We start from the raw sequence: 17,961 nt of genomic DNA, 5'->3' as shown, positions 1-17,961 counted from the left end.
CGTGCCGGAAGGGACTGACACGGACGACGGACGCCGGGCGGCGGAACTGATTGGTGGGCGGCCTCGCGCAGCGTGTACAGTAGGCACATCGCCGCGAGGTGTGCGGGGCTGTAGCTCAGTTGGTAGAGCGCTTGCATGGCATGCAAGAGGTCCGGGGTTCAATTCCCCGTAGCTCCACAGAATGGCACAAGGGCCGGAATCCGAAATGGATTCCGGCCCTTTCCTGTTCCCCGATTTCCGTGTGCCGACGCCATTCCTCGCGGGGAGTGGTAGGTGGTGCGCGGGGCGGCGCTCGGCGCAGCCCCGGAACTGTGTACGGCGGGCTCGGCGTCGCCGGCGTCAGGGCGGCTACCGATGCCCGTGGCTGGGCACGGTCGGGGTGGAAACCTCGGTGGCGTTACCGGCCGATCCGCAGGGCCAGCGCCGGACAGCGGGCGACGGCACGGCGCGCCTGCGGCCGCTGCCAGGGAGCTAGGTTCGCGTTCTCGCGCAGCAGCGGGAAGCCGTGCGGGTCCAGGGTGATGAGGTCCGGGGCCAGGGACGCGCAGAGGCCGTGGCCCGCGCAGCGGGCCCAGTCCACGGCGAGCCGTTCGCCTGCCTGACGCGGCAGCGGCAGCGTCAGGCCGGAGGAGAGCCCACAGCCGGAACCGGATGCGTGCGTGGCGATGTCCTCCGCGAAGACGGTGAGCGCGGAGAGCACGAACCGGGCCACTCCGTCCGGGTGGGCGCACGCGCCGCGGCCGCGTCCCAGCGCGGCCGCACGGCGTACCGCGCTTGCCGAGCCGGCGCCGCGGCTCAGGGCGCGCAGGGCGTCCACGGTCTCCGGCAGGCCGCGTCGGCAGGGGCCGCACTGGCCTGTGGACTCGTCGGCCAGCCAGCCGGCGACGGCCGTGATCTCCGCCAGCGCGCAGACCCCGCGCGGCAACGCGACGACGCTCGCGGCCCCGAGCGTGCCACCGGCGGCGGCGAGGCCCGTGCGGGAGAGCGGTAGGTCCGGCGCGAGGTGCGGCGGCAGCCACGCGCCGTGGTAGCCGCCGACCAGGACGCCCGCACCGGGGTCGACGCCGCAGGCGTCGAGGACGACGGCGAGCGAGGCCCCGGCCGGAACCTCCACGACGACCGGCGGGCGCGGGGACCGATTCACCGTCACCAGCAGCGTGCCCGGCTCGTCCGGCGTGCCGACGACGGCGAAGGCGTCGGGGCCGAGCCGGGCGGCGAGGGCGAGTTGGGCCCAGGTCTCGGCGTTGCAGAGCAGGGTCGGACGGCCGCTCACCCCGCCGCGGCCGCCCTCGGCGGCACGCACGGGTCGACTCGGCGGGAGCGCCGCCCGGCCGTTGACGGCGCGGATCAGTGCGCCCGACTCGCCGGAGACGAAGCGGTCGGGTACGCAGAGCGTCCGCATCGGCACCGGGTCCCGGCCGCGCTCTGCTATCGCGGCCGGGACGGACAGCTCCGCCGCGCTGCCGCTCGCGACGGCGACCACGACCTCGGCGGCGCCGAAGGCGAGGGCCGCGAGGGTGACCCCGTCCAGCACCAGGTGCGGCGCGCGGGCCAGCAGGGTCGCGTCCTTGACGCTCGGCGGCTCGCCCTCGGCGCCGTTCACGACGAGCACCGGTGCGCGCCCGCTCCGCTCCGCCGCCCCGAGCGTGGCCCGCGCCTTGCGTGCGAAGGGGAACGCGGCCCCGCCGCGCCCGCGCAGGTCGATCCGGTCGGCGACGGCCAGCAGCTCGGAACGGCTCGCTCGCGGCAGCGGGCCGTGAGTCCGCCGATGCGCGGCGAAGTCCAGCCGGTCCCACCGGTCCATTCCCGCCGTCAACCGCGCAGGCCCGAGCCGCCGCACCTCAGGCACGACCAGCGGCTCACTCACGGGCAGCCGCCACTCCCGACGGCGCTTCCACCCAGGCAGGTTCGGGCCAGACGGGGGCAGCCCAGCCCATCGGGTCCATGGTTGACGACCAGTCAGCCCGGGGTGCGGCCTGCGCCGTGCAGTCGCCGCAGCCGACCCGTGCCTGTGTGGTCCGCGCCCCCTGTCCGCCGTTGGCAGGGGGCCAGGTCGAACCGGATATATGGTCGGGTGGCGTTGCCCCGAGCGATGGCCATGGGTTGGTGCTCGTGGCTGTGCCGGCGGGTTGGGTGGCCCACGTCTCGGCGGTCGGGTGAGGAGTGAGGGGCCAGGGCGTGTCGTGGGGCGGCTCGCCGAGCGACGACCAGAGGTCTGTGCTCATTGCTGCGCCGGCGGGTTGGGCGGCCCACATCTCGGAGATCGCGTGCGGAGCGAGCGGCCCGGCAGGGGCCGGGATCCCGTGGGGTGGTGTCTCGGCCAGCGGGGGATGCTCGCGTGCCTCCGGCCACGCGCCAGGCATGGGGGCGTAGCTCGGTCGCGCTTCGGAGGTCGTCCGGGATACCGACCAGGCCGGGCGGGACGGGGCCGCCGCGTGCTCGCGCCGCCGCACCCCCGGAGTCGCCGCCTTCGCCGACGGCTGCTCCGCCGCGCGCGCGGCGTACGGAACCGGGGCGTGTTCGCGCGACAGCGCGCGGAGCGCGCTGAGGGCGGCGCGGGACGGGGGAGCGGGGGCGTGGGCGCGGAGCGTGCCGCGGTGACTGCCCGGGCTGAGGCGGTCGGCCGCGCCGAGCGCGCGGGGCAGCAGGGCCAGGGCGACCAGCGTCGCGCAACCGCCGTAGCTCCAGAGCACCCAGACCGCCGCCGCGCGCCCCGCCGTCAGCCCGTGGGCCAGCGCCAGCGGCCAGCACGCGTACGCGGAGGCGTGCAGCACCCGCCAGAGCCACGGCCTGCGCGAGCCGGCGAAGCGGCCCCGGACCGCGCCCGTCGCCGCCGCGAGCACGAGGAGGTCCGCAGCCAGCGTGCCCAGGCCGACCGCGAAGGTCGCGCCGCCGCCGAAGGGCAGCAGCGCGCCGAGTGGCGTCGCGTCGTGTTCGGCGAGCTTGACGGCCACATGCGTGCCGAGGAACCCGAGCGCAGCGACCGACGTGGCGCGGTGCACCGACTGCGCCGCGACGCGCAGCCTCGGCGTCAGGACCAGCCGGTCCGTCGCCGCCAGCCCGCAGACGACCGCCGCCGTGAGCGCCAGCAGGGTGAAGACCCCGGCGAAGTAGTCCAGGAAGGCGAGCAGTCGCTCCGCCGTACCGGCCACCGCCGCGCCCGCGCCGCCGCCCATGCCGCCACCGGCGGCCAGCGCGCGCACCGACGTCGCGCCGACGGTCACCGCCGCGCACACGGCGAGCAGGAATACCGGGAACGGTAACCCCCCGTTCCGCTGCCTCTTCGTCATCTCTGCGGCCTCCGATCGCTCGTGGGCTGTGATCACTCGTGGGCTGTGACGCCGGGGAAGTCGTGATGTGTCCGTGATGCTAGCGAGACCTACTGACAGCGGCCGACTGTCTGATGAGTTGTTCGAAAACGTGCACAGCTCCGCCCCGAACGGAGCACTATCTGCGCACACGCGCTCGAACCGGGCAATCAACCCGAACTGATGAATAATCAGCCAATCATCGGAGCGATCGGCCGCAAGCCTGCTGCGGCTCCTCTCCGTCGGCACATCCTCCAGTGGATCGCGTACCGACAAGAGAGGTGTTCCTTCCATGCGTCGCTCCAGGCTCCTGGCCCTGACGGCCACCCTGCTCTGCGCAGGCGTCACGGCCGCGGCCGCGCTCCCCACCGCGGCCGGCGCCGAATCCCGACCGGAGCGGATTCCGCTGCCCGGCTCCGCACCCGTCTGGACCGCGCCCCAGGCCGACCAGGGCAGCGTGCCCGGCACGGCCGCCGTCAGCGCCCGCGTCTACCTGGCGGGACGCGAGCGCGGCGCCCTCGCCGCGCAGGCGCACGCCGTCTCCGACCCGAGGTCCGCCTCGTACAGGCACTATCTGACGCCCGCACAGCTACAGGCCCGCTTCGGGCCGAGCAAGGCGCAGGTCGACGCCGTCAGCGCCTGGCTCGCCGCCGCGGGATTCCGGATCACCGCGACGAACTCGCACTACCTCTCGGTCGAGGGCGACGCCGCGGGCGCTGCCCGGGCCTTCGGCGCGCACCTGCACGCGTACCGGAAGAACGGCCACGTCTACACCGCGCCCGACGGGCTGACCACCGTGCCCGCCTCGGTGGCCGAGGCGGTCCTCGCGGTCACCGGCCTGGACACCTCGCCGCACCAGGCCCACCACGGTCGTCGCGACAGTCTCCCCGGTCCCGCCAACGCTTTCGTCAACGCACCGCCGATGTCCGACTACTACGGACAACAGTCTGCGAACGCGACGCCCAAGGCGTACGGCCGGACCATGCCGTACGTGGTCAAGGGCTACACCGGCAAGCAGTTGCGCTCCGCCTACGGCGCCACCGCTTCCGGCCTCACCGGCGCGGGCGTCCGCGTCGCCGTCGTCGACGCCTACGACTCACCGACGCTGCTCTCCGACACCAGCCAGTACGCCTCCGCCCACGGCGACGCGGCTTACGCCCCCGACCAGCTGACCCGGCAGGACGCCGCGAGCTGGACACACACCGCGCCCAACGGTCCGAGCAGCCCGGACGGCTGCGGCGCCTCCGGCTGGTACGGCGAGCAGACGCTCGACGTCGAGGCCGTGCACGCGATGGCCCCCGCCGCCGGCATCACCTACGTCGGCGCGGCCTCCTGCATGGACGCCGACCTGGTCGACTCACTGAACAAGATCACCGACGGCCACCTGGCCGACATCGTCAGCAACTCCTGGGGCGAGCCGGAGAACGCCGGCGACCCGTCGATGGACTCGGTCTACGACAAGATCTTCATGACCGGCGCACTGGAAGGCATCGGCTTCTACTTCTCCAGCGGTGACGGCGGCGACGAGAAGGCCGCGACCGGCACGAAGCAGACCGACATGCCCGCGTCGCTGCCATGGGTCACCGCGGTCGGCGGCACCTCGCTGGCCATCGGCCCGAACGGCGAGTACCTGTTCGAGACCGGATGGGGCACGGACAAGGCGCTGCTGTCGCTGTCCGGCACCTCCTGGTCGAGCCTGCCGGGCGCCTTCGTGGCCGGCGCGGGCGGGGGCACCAGCGCGCGGGTGACCGAGCCGGACTACCAGCGCCCGGTGGTGCCGGGCTCGCTGGCGCTCGTGGCGGGCGCCCGGCACCGGGTGGTCCCCGACATCGCGGCGGTGGCGGACTCCAGCACCGGCTTCCTGGTCGGCCAGACGCAGAGCCTCCCTGATGGGACGACCCAGTACAGCGAGTACCGCATCGGCGGCACGAGCCTGGCGGCGCCGGTGATCGCGGGCCTCCAGGCCCTGGCCCAGCAGGAGGCGGGCGCACCGCTGGGCTTCGCGAACCCGGCGATCTACGAGCGCTTCGGCACGCAGGCGCTGCACGATGTCACGGACACGCCGTTCGGCAAGAAGGTGCAGCTGGCGGAGGTCCGGCTGGACTACCGCAACGGCGTCGACGCGACCTCGGGCACGGTGACCTCGCTGCGCACCCTGGGCCACGACACCTCCCTGCACGCGACCCCCGGCTACGACGCCGTCACCGGCGTCGGCTCCCCCTCCGCCGGCTACCTCCCCTCCTACGGCCCCCGCGGCGGCGCCCCCGCGCTGCGCTGAAGTTCCCAGAGCGTTCAGTTGCACTATCAGGGGCGCGGGGAACTGCGCGACAAGCCACCCTGCGAGGTAGAGCCCCGAATGCGCAGGGCCATCCGCACAGGGTGGCTTGTCGCGCAGTTCCCCGCGCCCCTGAGGTGAGTGCAACTGGCTGCCCGGGTATCGCCGTGCGGTACCCTGTGCCCATGCGAACTGCGCGCCTGCTCCTTAGCCGGCCGCGCTGACACGGACCGGCCGGCTCTAAGCGAGCGCCGGAGTCAGCGTGGCGACCCCTCATGTACGAGGGGTTTTTTCGTTTCCGGCTAACCCTTCCGAGCTGGCACCCCTGGAGTCTGAGGACGATGAGCGAGAGCACCCCCGAGGCGGCTGCGGCCGCTCCGTACCGGTACACCCCCGCGCTGGCCGCGCAGATCGAGGCCCGTTGGCAGGACCGCTGGGAGAAGGACGGCGTCTTCGCCGCGCCCAACCCGGTCGGCAGCCTGGCCGAGCCCGGCGACGACACCGTCGAGCAGCCGCACGCGTTCATCATGGACATGTTCCCTTACCCCTCGGGCGCGGGCCTGCACGTGGGCCACCCGCTGGGCTACATCGCCACCGACGTGTACGCCCGTCACCTGCGGATGACCGGCCACAACGTGCTGCACACCATGGGCTTCGACGCCTTCGGCCTGCCGGCCGAGCAGTACGCCGTGCAGACCGGCACGCACCCCCGGGTGACGACCGAGGCGAACATCGTCGAGTTCCGTCGTCAGCTGCGCAGCCTGGGCCTGGGCCACGACCTGCGGCGGTCGATCGCCACGATCGACCCGTCGTACTACAAGTGGACCCAGTGGATCTTCCTGCAGATCTTCAACTCCTGGTACGACCCCGAGGCCGGCAGGGCCCGTCCGATCACCGAGCTGGTGGCGAAGTTCGCCTCCGGCGCGCAGGCGACACCGGACGGTCGCGCCTGGTCCGCGCTGACCCCGGCCGAGCGTGACGAGGTCCTGGGCGAGTACCGCCTGGCCTACATCAAGCTGGCCCCGGTCAACTGGTGCCCCGGGCTGGGCACCGTGCTGGCCAATGAGGAGGTCACCGCGGACGGCCGCTCCGAGCGCGGCAACTTCCCGGTGTTCAAGGCCAACCTGCGCCAGTGGATGATGCGGATCACCGCCTACGCGGACCGCCTGATCGACGACCTGGACATGCTGGACTGGCCCGACGCGATCAAGCTGCAGCAGCGCAACTGGATCGGCCGGTCCGAGGGCGCCAAGGTCGACTTCGCCGTCCACACGGCTGACGGCACCGGCGGCGACGCCGCGATCACCGTCTTCACCACCCGCCCGGACACCCTGTTCGGCGCCACTTACATGGTGCTGGCGCCCGAGCACGAGCTGGTCGACTCGATCGTCCCGGCCGCCTGGCCCTCCGCCGAAGGCGGCCTGCCCGCCGAGTGGACCGGCGGCTTCGCCACGCCCGCCGAGGCGGTCGCCGCCTACCGCCGCACCGCCGCCGCCAAGTCGGACGTGGAGCGCCAGGCCGACGCCAAGGTCAAGACCGGCGTCTTCACCGGCGCCTACGCGATCAACCCGGTCAGCGGCGAGCAGGTCCCCGTCTTCATCGCCGACTACGTGCTGATGGGCTACGGCACCGGCGCGATCATGGCCGTCCCGGCGCACGACGTCCGCGACTTCGCCTTCGCCCGCGCGTTCCAGCTGCCCATGCGCTGCGTGGTCCAGCCCTCCGACGACCGTGGTACCGACCCGTCGACCTGGGACGACGCCTTCGTCTCCTACGACGCGGCCATCGTCAACTCCGCCAACGAGTCGATCAGCCTGGACGGTCTGGGTGTCGTCGACGCCAAGAAGGCCATCACCGACTGGCTGGCCGAGCGCGGCATCGGCGCGGGCACCGTCAACTTCAAGCTGCGCGACTGGCTGTTCAGCCGTCAGCGCTACTGGGGCGAGCCCTTCCCGATCGTCTACGACGAGGACGGCGTCGCCCACCCGCTGCCCGAGTCGATGCTGCCGGTCGAGCTGCCCGAGATCGACGACTACTCGCCGCGCACCTTCGACCCGAACGACGCGAACACCTCGCCCGAGACGCCGCTGTCGCGCGCCGAGGAGTGGGTCGAGGTCAAGCTGGACCTGGGCGCCGGCGAGGGCGTCAAGTCGTACCGCCGCGAGACCAACACCATGCCCAACTGGGCCGGTTCCTGCTGGTACGAGCTGCGTTACGTCGACCCGGACAACGACGCCGAGGTCGTCGACCCGGCCAACGAGGCGTACTGGATGGGTCCGACGGCGGCCAAGAAGTCCGGCGGCGCCGACCTGTACGTCGGCGGCGCGGAGCACGCCGTGCTGCACCTGCTGTACGCGCGCTTCTGGCACAAGGTGCTGTTCGACCTGGGCCACGTCAGCTCGCCCGAGCCGTTCCACAAGCTGTTCAACCAGGGCATGATCCAGGCCTACGTCTACCGCGACGAGCGCGGCTTCCCGGTCGCGGCCGCCGAGGTCGAGGAGCGGGACGGCGTCTGGTACCACGGCGACGAGGTGGTCAGCCGGGAGATCGGCAAGATCGGCAAGTCGCTGAAGAACGTCGTCGCGCCGGAGGAGGTCACCTCCGAGTACAGCGTCGACACGCTGCGCCTGTACGAGATGGCGATGGGCCCGCTGGACGTCTCGCGCCCCTGGGACACGCGTGCGGTCGTCGGCTCGTACCGCTTCCTGCAGCGGCTGTGGCGCAACATCGTCGACGAGGAGACCGGTGCTGTCGTCGTCACCGACGAGACGCCGGACGAGGAGACGCTGCGTGCGCTGAACAAGGCGATCGACGGCATCCGCACGGACATGGCCAACCTGCGCTTCAACACGGCGGTCGCCAAGGCCACCGAGCTGAACAACTTCCTGGTCAAGCGCGGTTCCACGCCGCGCCCCGTGGCCGAGCAGGCGGTGCTGCTGGTCGCCCCGCTGGCCCCGCACATCGCCGAGGAGCTGTGGCAGAAGCTGGGCCACGACACCTCGCTGGTGCACGCGCAGCTGCCCGAGGCCGACCCGGTCTACCTGGTCGAGGACTCGGTGACCTGCGTCGTCCAGATCAAGGGCAAGGTCAAGGCCCGCCTGGAGGTGCCGCCGGCCATCGGCGACGCCGAACTGGAGACGCTGGCGCTGGCCGACCCGGCCGTCGTGGCGGCGCTGGGCGGTGCCGAGGTGCGCAAGGTGATCGTCCGCGCGCCGAAGCTGGTCAACATCGTCATCTGAGTCATCTCGGTCTGCTGAGTCAGCGGGCGTGTCGGATGGGGCAGCCGCGTCCGACGAGCTGACACCAATCATCCGGAAGGGACGGGTCCGCCTGTCCCTTCCGGTGCATCGGCAGGTAACCTCCAGGCCATGTCAGTCGCCATCCTCACCGACTCCACCGCGTACCTTCCGGCGGAGGCGGTGGCCCGCTACGGGATCTCGGTCGTCCCGCTCAGCGTGGTGATCGGCGACCAGGTCTTCGCCGAGGGAACCGAGATCTCGCCGAGCGACGTCGCCGCGGCGCTGCTGCGCAAGGCCCAGGTCACCACCTCCCGGCCCAACCCGGAGGCCTTCGCGGCCGCGTACCGCGCGGCGGCCGAGGCGGGCGCGACCGAGGTCGTCTCGCTGCACCTGTCGGCGGAGTTCTCCGGCACCTACGAGGCCGCCCTGCTGGCGGCCGAGGAGGCGACGCTGCCGGTGCGGGTGGTCGACACCCGCATGGTCGCGATGGCCCTGGGCTACTGCGTGCTTGCCGCGGCGGAGGTCGCGCAGGCCGGCGGCACCGCCGACCAGGCGGTCGCCGCAGCGAACGCGCGGGCCAAGGGGACGGCGGGCCTCTTCTACGTCGACACCCTGGAGTACCTGCGCCGAGGCGGCCGTATCGGCGCGGCACGCGCCATGCTGGGCTCGGCGCTCGCCGTCAAGCCACTGCTGCACCTGGCCGACGGCCGGATCCAGCCGCTGGAGAAGGTCCGCACGGCGGGCAAGGCGATCGCCCGCCTGGAGGAGCTCGCCCTCGCCCACGCAGGCGCGGCGGAGGTGGATCTGGCGGTCCATCACCTGGCGGCGGCGGAGCGCGCCGAGGCGCTGGCGGAGCGCCTGCGCGAGCGGGTGCCGAATCTGGGCGAGCTGACGGTCTCGGAGGTCGGCGCGGTCATCGGCGCGCACGTCGGTCCCGGCCTGCTGGCCGTGGTGGTGTCGCCGCGCTGAGCGGTCACCCGACCGAGGGCTCGGCGCGCCGCGCGGGCGTGAATTCTCTGGCCTGGAATGGGCAGTCTCCCCACAAGAGGGAGGAGGAACCATGGCCTTCGCCTGCCCCAGCTGCGGGCTGCCCGGACAGGTCTTCAAGCTCGACGCCTTCTGGAGGTCGCTCGCCCAGGACGCCGAGCTCAAATCCGCGCTCGCGCCGCCGCCGACCCGGGTGGCGGGCTGGACCGGTCCCGTCGCGGTCGCCCTGCTCGGCCTGCTCGCGCTCGCGGCCGGCAACACTCTGCTGGGGATGCTGCTGCTGCTCACCGCCGCGGTGGTCGGCTTCGCCGTGGCCCGGGCCGTCGAGGGCGCGAGTCGGATCCGCGGGGACTGGGAACGGCTGCTGTACTGCCGTCACTGCGCGTACCAGTTCCTGCCGGAGGAGTCGGCGTTGTAGCTCGTGCGGGTGAGCGAGTTTTCCACAGGGCCGGTTTTTCCACAGGCCGTCAGCTCGCCAGGGACGATTGTGCGTCGCGCGTCCTAGCGTCTGTCGCATGCGAACCGCTTTCACTCCCGCGTCCCGTGCCCGCCGCGAAGCCACGACCGCCCTGGTCCGCCACCGGATGGACACTCTCTTCGGTCCGCAGGACCCCTTCTTTCCGGTGGCCCAGCGAGTCGCCTCAGCGGTACCCATGCCGCCGCCGCTGCCCCTGCCCGACCCACTGCCCCTGCCCATCCCGCTGCCGCTCCCGCTGCCTCAGGAGCCGATCGCTGCGGCCTCGCGCGCCGCCGCGTCGGGTGCCGCCGCGTCCCTCCCCGCCGCCTCGCCGGATCCGCCGCCGCCCAGGTTCCGGCTGTCCTTCGCCCTCGCGCTCAAGGAGCGGTGGGATCTGGACCGGCGCGCGGTCCTGGGGCTCGCGGTCCTGCTCGTGCTGGCACTCGGCTACGGGGTCCAGCACTTCTGGGCCGGTCGGCCCGAAGCGGTCGCCGTCCCCGCCCCGGCCGTGGAGGGGACGGCCGCGGCGGGAGCGGGATCGCCCTCGGCGGCCGCGTCGGCGACGGCGATCGCGGGGTTGGTCGTCGACGTGTCGGGCCGCGTCCGCTCGCCCGGCCTGCGCACGCTCCCGCCCGGCTCCCGGGTCCAGGACGCCGTCACCGCCGCCGGCGGCGCGCTCCCGGGCACCGATCTCACCGGCCTCAACCTCGCCCGCAAGCTCAACGACGGCGAGGAGATCATCGTCGGCAGCCCCGCTGCCGCTGCGGCAGCGGGCGCGGCCGCAGGGCCGCTCAGCCTCAGCTCCGCGACCGAGGCCCAGCTGGACGCACTCCCCGGGGTCGGACCGGTGCTGGCCAAGCGCATCATCCAGTTCCGTGAGCAGCACGGAGGCTTCCGGTCGGTGGACCAGCTCCGTCAGGTGCCGGGCTTCGGCGAGCGCCGCCTCCAGGACCTCCGGTCCCAGCTCCGGCCATGACAGCCAGAGGGGCCGTCACCGAGCGGGCCGCGCCGGATCTGCGGCTGGTCGGGCCGGCCGCGACGGTGTGGGGCGTGAGCGCGCTGCTTCTCGGGCTGCGCGGAGCCCACACGGCCTGGGTGCTCGGGGCGGCTCTCGGACTGGCGCTGCTCGCCGTGGTGCTGCTCCTGCGTGGCCGGGGCAGAGTCCTGGCCGCGCTGCTCCTCAGTGCTGCCGCGGCGGCGTTCAGCACGGGGCTCGCCGGGGCCGCGCTGGCCGGCGGCCCGGTGCCGGCGCTGGCCCGAGCCGGGCACCCGGCTGAGGTGGAGCTCACCGTCGACACCGACCCGCACTCCCGCGAGACCGACGGCGCAACCACCCTCGGGGCCGTCGTCGAACGCGTCAGCGTCGCCGACAGCGGCGTTGCCACCCGGACGCCGGTCACCCTCGTCGTCAGGGGACAGGCCGCAGCGGCCTGGCTGGGGCTGCTGCCGTCCACCAGGGTCTCCGTCACCGCCCGCGCGCAGCTGCCCGGTCCGGACGGTCGCCCCGACATCGCGGCGACGCTGCTGACGGTGGATCAGCCCCGCGTGCTTGCGCCGCCCAGCACGGTCCAGCGTGCGGCGGGTGCGCTCCGGGCGGGTCTGCTGCGGGCGGTCGCGCCGCTCCCTGCCGAGGAGCGGGCGCTGCTGCCGGGCCTCGTCGACGGCGACACCAGCGCGATGACGCCCGAGCTGGACGAGGTCTTCTCCGCCACGGACCTCACCCACCTCACCGCAGTGAGCGGGGCGAACCTGTCGGTCATCCTGGTGCTGCTGCTCGGCCGGGCCTCCCGGGCGCGCACCGCCGAACGCGGTGGGCTGGCCGCGCACATCGGGCTGCCGCTCCGGGCCACGGCACTCGGCGGTGCGCTGCTGTGCGTCGGCTTCGTGGTGCTGTGCCGGCCGGAGCCCAGTGTGCTGCGGGCTGCGGGGACCGGGCTGATCATGCTGCTGGGCCTGGCCACGGGTCGCCGGGCCGCGCCGCTCTCTGCGCTGGCCGGGGCGACGCTGCTGCTGATCCTGGGTGATCCCGCCCTGGCCCACTCCTACGGATTCGCCCTCTCGGCACTGGCCACCGCCGGGATCGTGACGACCGCCCCGCGCTGGGCGGAGGCGCTGCAGGCGCACGGCTGCCCGCACCGGCTCGCCGAGCCCCTCGCCGCCGCGTTCGCCGCGCAGGCCTGGTGCGGTCCGCTGCTCGTCTTGCGCGCGGCACGGGTCAGCCTGGTGGCCATCCCGTGCAACCTGCTGGCGGAGCTCTGCGTCGCGCCCGCCACCGTGCTGGGCTTCGCGGTGCTCGCAGTCGCGCCGATCTCGCTCATTCTCGCGCAGTGGATCGCCCGCCTCGCGGCTGTCCCGGTCGCGCTGCTGATCGCCCTGGCCCGCTTCGGGGCCGAGCTGCCGGGCGCGGAGATCGACTGGCCGGGCGGCTGGTTCGGGGCCGGGCTGCTGATCGCACTCACCTGCGCGCTGGTCGCCGCGGCCGCCTTCCTGCGGCGGCCGCTCGTCGCGGTGCTGCTCGCCCTCTGCCTGCTGCTGACACTGCTGCGCCCGGCGCCGCTGGCCCGCTTCGCCACCGGCTGGCCCCCGGACGGCTGGCGCGTCGTCGCGTGCGAGGTGGGCCAGGGCGATGCGTTGGTGCTCTCGCCCGGCGGCGCACCGGACACGGCGCTGCTCGTGGACGCCGGTCCTGACCCGCACGCCGTCGACGTCTGCCTGCGGGCCCTCGGGATCACGGTGATCCCGCTGGTGATCCTCACTCACGACCACGCCGACCACGTCGAGGGCCTGCCCGGCGTACTCCGGGGCCGCCGCGTCGGCGCGATCGAGACGACGACGGTGGACGAACCCGCGACGGAGTACGCCCACGTCCGCCGCTGGGCCGCCGAGGCCCAGGTCCCGCTGCTGCGTGCGGCGCGCGGCGAGCGCCGAACGCTCGGCCGGCTCAGCTGGCAGGTCCTCTGGCCGGACGCGGCGGACCCGACCACGCCGCGCGGTCCCAACAACGCCTCGGTCGTTCTCCTGGTCACCACCCCGGGGCTGCGCGTCGCCCTGCTCGGCGATCTCGAACCTCCCGCCCAGCAGCGCCTCCTCGCCGACCTGGCCGACTTCCCCGCTCTGCGCGGCGTCGACGTGCTCAAGGTCGCCCATCACGGTTCCGCCCAGCAGGATCCAGCCCTGCTGGCGGCCCTCCGGCCCCGGCTCGCCCTCATCTCGGTCGGCCCGGACAACCGCTACGGCCACCCGGCCCCGGTCACTCTCCGGCTGCTGCGCTCCCTCGGCACCGCCGTCGTCCGCACGGACCAGCAGGGCGATCTCGCGGTGCTCGACACCGACGGCCACCTCGCCGTCGCCACCCGACGGCCGTGACCCCCAGGGGGAGCGGGGCAGCTCGGGGAGGGGCGGATAATGGGCGGGTGACCACAGAGCGTGACCCGATCGACCACTACGTCCTGGTGCTGCCCGACCGCGACGCCGCCGAGGCTCTCGCGGAGAAGCTCACCGCGAGCCACCCCACCCTTCCGGAGCCCGAGTTGCACCGCGAGGCGCTCGCGGGGGAGGACGACGCCGAGGACGCCCAGTGGCTGGTGGTACTCGCCCCACCCCTGCCCGCCACCCTCACCACTGCGGACCTCACCGCACTGGCCGCCGAGTACGACGGGTGGCTCGAGGACTGCTAGGCCATCCCGGCCGGCGGCGGCCGCGTGTCGGTGTGCCCGGATAGGGTGAGGGGCAATGGCCAGGAAACCGATCGAAGACCTGCTCTCCCCGCTGACCCTGATCGTCGGTCAGGAGGAGCTGCTGCTCGACCGCGCCGTGGCGCAGATCGTCGCCGCCGCGCGGGCCGTCGACGCGGACACGGACGTGCGCGATCTCCAGCCCGGCACGCTCCAGACCGGCATGCTGAGCGAGCTGACCAGCCCCTCGCTCTTCTCCGAGCGCAAGGTCATCGTCGTCCGCGCCGCACAGGACACCGGGGCGGACGTCGTCAAGGAGCTCAAGGCCTACATCGAGGACCCGGCCCCCGATGTCACGCTCGTCCTGGTCCACGCCGGAGGGGTCAAGGGCAAGGGCCTGCTCGACGCCGGCAAGAAGGCCGGGGCCCGCGAGGTCGCCTGCCCGAAGCTGGCCAAGCCCGCCGAGAAGCTCGCCTTCGTCAAGGCGGAGTTCCGCTCCGCCGGGCGCTCCGCCAGCGAGGACGCCTGCCGCGCCCTGCTCGACGCCGTAGGCGGCGACCTGCGCGAGCTCGCCTCCGCCTGCAGCCAGCTCTCCGCCGACACGGAGGGCACGATCGACGAGACGGTCGTCGCCCGCTACTACACCGGCCGGGCCGAGTCGACCGGCTTCCAGGTCGCGGATCTCGCCGTCGCCGGCCGCGCCGCCGACGCGCTGGGCCAGCTGCGCTGGGCACTCGCGGTGGGGGAGAAGCCCACCGGCATCGTCTTCGCGCTCGCCTCCGGCGTCCGTGCGATCGGCCGCGTGGCCACCGCCGACCGTTCGCTGCGCCCGGCCGATCTGGCCCGCGAGCTCGGCATGCCGCCGTGGAAGGTGGACCGCGTCCGCCAACAGGTCCGCGGCTGGACGGGCGACGGCGTCGCCACCGCACTGCGCGCGATCGCCGAGGCGGACGCCGCGGTCAAGGGTGGCTCGGGCGACCCGGCGTATGCGCTGGAGCAGTGCGTGGTGGCGGTCGCCAGAGCCGCCCGCTCCCAGAACCAGCGCTGACACTCCGAGGAGCCGGACAACCAGAAGGGCCCCGCGATCCAAGAGGATCGCGGGGCCCTTCCGTCAGCTTCAGCTACCGCAGCCCACCCGCGTGGCGAACGCAGGCCGCGTGGGCTGCCAGGTTGTGCGACTCGTCCGGGGCACTTGAGAGGGAGCGCATCCGGTCGAGCATGGGATCAAGAAAGATCAGGCCTTGGGGCCGGCAGCCTTGATGGCAAGCGCGGACTTCTTGTTGGCCGCCTGGTTCTTGTGGATGACGCCCTTGCTGACAGCCTTGTCCAGCTCCTTGGACGCCTCACGGGCCAGGACGCCGGCCTTCTCGAAGTCGCCCGCCTCCACAGCCTCACGGGTCTTGCGGATGGCGGTCTTGAGGGAGGACTTGACAGCCTTGTTGCGCTGACGAGCCTTCTCGTTGGTCTTGATGCGCTTGATCTGGGACTTGATGTTCGCCACGAATGAGCCTCAGTCTGAGTTGATTCTTCTGGGACCGTGCTCGCGCCGAGCCAGGTTAGAGGGCATGGCACAGCACAAACACAATGGCCCACGATATCAGACCAGCGACTCGCCAAAGTGTTCGACCAGGGGGAAGGGCTCGTAGAAGTGGTGGAGCAGTGCCCGCCACTTCTCGTACTCGGCGGACCTGCGGAAGCCCTCGCTGTGGTCCTCCAGCCGCTCCCACTCCACCAGCAGCAGGAAACGCGAACGGTTGCCCTCGTCGAGTCCCCTGCGCAGCTCCACCGAGCGGAAGCCCGCCTGCACTGCGATCAGCGGGCGGGCCTCGGTGAAGGCGGCGAGGAAGGCGTCCTCCTGGCCGGGGCGGACGTCGAGCAGCGCGGATTCCATGATCATGGCCCAGGATTCTGCACCAGCGCCGGGCCATGGGACCATAGGACGGATTGACGAAGTCAGGCCTGCGACGAGCCTCGTCGCAACTGATACTCGAACGACCCTGACCCCGACCACCTCACCGCGACCGAGTCCCCCGGCCGATCAGAAGAACTGGATCCTGCGTGTCCGCCATCCCCGTCAACGTTCCGGAGCCCGCCAGCACCGACCCGGCGCTGATTCGCAACTTCTGCATCATCGCCCACATCGACCACGGCAAGTCCACGCTTGCCGACCGGATGCTGCAGATCACCGGCGTGGTCGACCCCCGGCAGATGCGCGCCCAGTACCTGGACCGGATGGACATCGAGCGCGAGCGCGGCATCACCATCAAGTCGCAGGCGGTCCGTCTGCCCTGGGCTCCGCGCACGGGCGCCGACGTCGGCACGACGCACATTCTGAACATGATCGACACGCCGGGCCACGTCGACTTCACCTATGAGGTCTCCCGCTCCCTCGCCGCGTGCGAGGGCACCCTGCTGATCGTCGACGCCGCCCAGGGCATCGAGGCGCAGACCCTCGCCAACCTCTACCTGGCGCTGGAGAACGACCTCACGATCATCCCGGTGCTGAACAAGATCGACCTCCCGGCCGCCCAGCCGGACAAGTACGCGGACGAGATCGCCCACATCATCGGCTGCGACCCGAGCGAGGTGCTGCGCGCCAGCGCCAAGACCGGTCTCGGCGTCGAGGAGATCCTCGACGCGGTCGTCGAGCGGGTCCCGGCCCCGGTCGGCGTCAAGGACGCCCCGGCCCGCGCGATGATCTTCGACTCCGTCTACGACGCGTACCGCGGCGTGGTCACCTACGTCCGAGTCATCGACGGTCAGCTCAACAAGCGCGAGCGCATCCAGATGATGTCGACCGGCGCCACCCACGAGCTGCTGGAGATCGGCGTCATCTCGCCCGAGCCGATCCCGTCCAAGGGTCTCGGCGTCGGCGAGGTGGGCTACCTGATCACCGGCGTCAAGGACGTCCGGCAGTCCCGCGTCGGTGACACGATCACCTCGATGCACAAGGGCGCCACCGAGGCGCTGGGCGGATACAAGGACCCGAAGCCGATGGTCTTCTCGGGCCTCTACCCGCTGGACGGCTCGGACTACCCGCTGCTGCGCGACGCCCTCGACAAGCTGCGCCTCAACGACGCCGCGCTCGTCTACGAGCCGGAGACCTCGGTCGCGCTCGGCTTCGGCTACCGCTGTGGCTTCCTCGGCCTGCTCCACCTGGAGATCATCCGGGAGCGGCTGGAGCGTGAGTTCAACCTCGACCTGATCTCCACCGCCCCCAACGTGGTCTACCGCGTCGTCATGGAGGACGGCAGCGAGCACGTCGTCACCAACCCGAGCGAGTTCCCCAGCGGCAAGATCGCTGAGGTGTACGAGCCGATCGTGCGCGGCACGATCCTCGCCCCGAACGAGTTCGTCGGCGCGATCATGGAGCTCTGCCAGCAACGACGCGGCGCGCTCCAGGGCATGGACTACCTCTCCGAGGACCGTGTCGAGATCCGCTACAACCTGCCGCTGGCCGAGATCGTCTTCGACTTCTTCGACCAGCTGAAGTCCAAGACCCGCGGTTACGCCTCGCTGGACTACGAGCCCATCGACGAGCAGAGCGCGAACCTGGTCCGCGTGGACATCCTCCTCCAGGGCGAGCAGGTCGACGCCTTCTCGGCGATCGTGCACCGCGACAAGGCCTACAACTACGGCGTGATGATGGCCGGCAAGCTGCAGAAGCTGATCCCGCGCCAGCAGTTCGAGGTGCCGATCCAGGCCGCCATCGGCTCGCGCGTCATCGCCCGTGAGACGGTCCGCGCGATCCGCAAGGACGTGCTGGCCAAGTGCTACGGCGGTGACATCTCCCGTAAGCGGAAGCTGCTGGAGAAGCAGAAGGAAGGCAAGAAGCGGATGAAGATGGTCGGCCGCGTGGAGGTCCCGCAGGAGGCCTTCATCGCCGCGCTGTCCACGGACGCCGAGGGCCCGGCGGGCGAGAAGAAGAAGTAGCCCGCCCGGCAGCAACGGACAGATCGAGACCCCCGCACGCTCAGACGTGTGGGGGTCTCGCATTTTGTCCGATCGCTAGGTGATTGCG

General features: G+C 72.4%; 13 protein-coding genes and 1 tRNA gene. 10 read left to right on the top strand and 4 right to left on the bottom strand.

Annotation, left to right across the window (positions count from 1 at the left end):
• The first annotated feature begins 104 nt into the window (after positions 1–104).
• A tRNA-Ala gene (locus ABIA32_RS08380) sits at positions 105–177 on the top strand.
• Positions 178–397: 220 nt separating this feature from the next.
• Here the strand turns inward: ABIA32_RS08380 and ABIA32_RS08375 are convergent.
• Both ABIA32_RS08375 and ABIA32_RS08370 read right to left on the bottom strand, forming a co-directional pair.
• Positions 398–1,867: an NADH-ubiquinone oxidoreductase-F iron-sulfur binding region domain-containing protein gene (locus tag ABIA32_RS08375; protein WP_370093274.1), complete on the bottom strand. Its 1,470-nt coding sequence runs from the start codon at positions 1,865–1,867 to the stop codon at positions 398–400.
• Complete coding sequence (locus ABIA32_RS08370) at positions 1,860–3,290, bottom strand: hypothetical protein (protein WP_370093272.1); 1,431 nt, start codon at positions 3,288–3,290, stop codon at positions 1,860–1,862. The genes ABIA32_RS08375 and ABIA32_RS08370 overlap by 8 nt, the downstream gene beginning before the upstream one ends.
• A 310-nt stretch (positions 3,291–3,600) precedes the next feature.
• Between ABIA32_RS08370 and ABIA32_RS08365 the strand changes: the two genes are divergently transcribed.
• The 8 genes from ABIA32_RS08365 (at position 3,601) to holA (ending at position 14,988) form a co-directional block, all read left to right on the top strand.
• A complete protein-coding gene (locus ABIA32_RS08365; protein ID WP_370093271.1) occupies positions 3,601–5,586 on the top strand; it encodes a protease pro-enzyme activation domain-containing protein in 1,986 nt (661 codons plus the stop codon).
• A gap of 338 nt (positions 5,587–5,924) precedes the next feature.
• The gene (gene leuS / locus ABIA32_RS08360) at positions 5,925–8,822 is read left to right on the top strand and encodes a leucine--tRNA ligase (protein ID WP_370093270.1); all 2,898 of its coding nucleotides are present in this window, start codon (positions 5,925–5,927) and stop codon (positions 8,820–8,822) included.
• A 129-nt stretch (positions 8,823–8,951) separates the two neighbouring features.
• On the top strand, positions 8,952–9,791 hold the full coding sequence (locus tag ABIA32_RS08355; RefSeq protein ID WP_370093269.1) for a DegV family protein: 840 nt from the start codon (positions 8,952–8,954) through the stop codon (positions 9,789–9,791).
• Between the two features lie 91 nt (positions 9,792–9,882).
• Positions 9,883–10,227 (top strand): hypothetical protein, encoded by a 345-nt coding sequence (locus ABIA32_RS08350; RefSeq protein ID WP_370093268.1) that lies wholly within the window; start codon positions 9,883–9,885, stop codon positions 10,225–10,227.
• Between the two features lie 97 nt (positions 10,228–10,324).
• The gene (locus ABIA32_RS08345) at positions 10,325–11,242 is read left to right on the top strand and encodes a helix-hairpin-helix domain-containing protein (protein WP_370093267.1); all 918 of its coding nucleotides are present in this window, start codon (positions 10,325–10,327) and stop codon (positions 11,240–11,242) included.
• Positions 11,239–13,632: a ComEC/Rec2 family competence protein gene (locus ABIA32_RS08340; RefSeq protein ID WP_370093266.1), complete on the top strand. Its 2,394-nt coding sequence runs from the start codon at positions 11,239–11,241 to the stop codon at positions 13,630–13,632. The genes ABIA32_RS08345 and ABIA32_RS08340 overlap by 4 nt, the downstream gene beginning before the upstream one ends.
• Before the next feature lie 47 nt (positions 13,633–13,679).
• A complete protein-coding gene (locus ABIA32_RS08335; protein ID WP_370093264.1) occupies positions 13,680–13,943 on the top strand; it encodes a hypothetical protein in 264 nt (87 codons plus the stop codon).
• 55 nt (positions 13,944–13,998) lie between these two features.
• Complete coding sequence (gene holA, locus ABIA32_RS08330; RefSeq protein WP_370093263.1) at positions 13,999–14,988, top strand: DNA polymerase III subunit delta; 990 nt, start codon at positions 13,999–14,001, stop codon at positions 14,986–14,988.
• Positions 14,989–15,174: 186 nt separating this feature from the next.
• Here holA and rpsT read toward each other — a convergent pair whose 3' ends face one another.
• Positions 15,175–15,441, bottom strand: a complete 267-nt coding sequence (gene rpsT / locus ABIA32_RS08325; protein ID WP_370093262.1) for a 30S ribosomal protein S20 — start codon at positions 15,439–15,441, stop codon at positions 15,175–15,177.
• 96 nt (positions 15,442–15,537) lie between these two features.
• On the bottom strand, positions 15,538–15,837 hold the full coding sequence (locus ABIA32_RS08320) for an antibiotic biosynthesis monooxygenase (protein WP_370093261.1): 300 nt from the start codon (positions 15,835–15,837) through the stop codon (positions 15,538–15,540).
• 161 nt (positions 15,838–15,998) lie between these two features.
• Here ABIA32_RS08320 and lepA point away from each other — a divergent pair, with 161 nt between their 5' ends.
• Entirely contained in the window at positions 15,999–17,873 is a 1,875-nt protein-coding gene (lepA, locus tag ABIA32_RS08315; RefSeq protein WP_370093260.1) for a translation elongation factor 4, read from the top strand.
• Positions 17,874–17,961: the final 88 nt, after the last annotated feature.

The organism is Streptacidiphilus sp. MAP12-20, from assembly GCF_041262525.1.
Classification (GTDB): domain Bacteria; phylum Actinomycetota; class Actinomycetes; order Streptomycetales; family Streptomycetaceae; genus Streptacidiphilus.
This window is presented reverse-complemented; position numbering and strand designations above follow the sequence as displayed.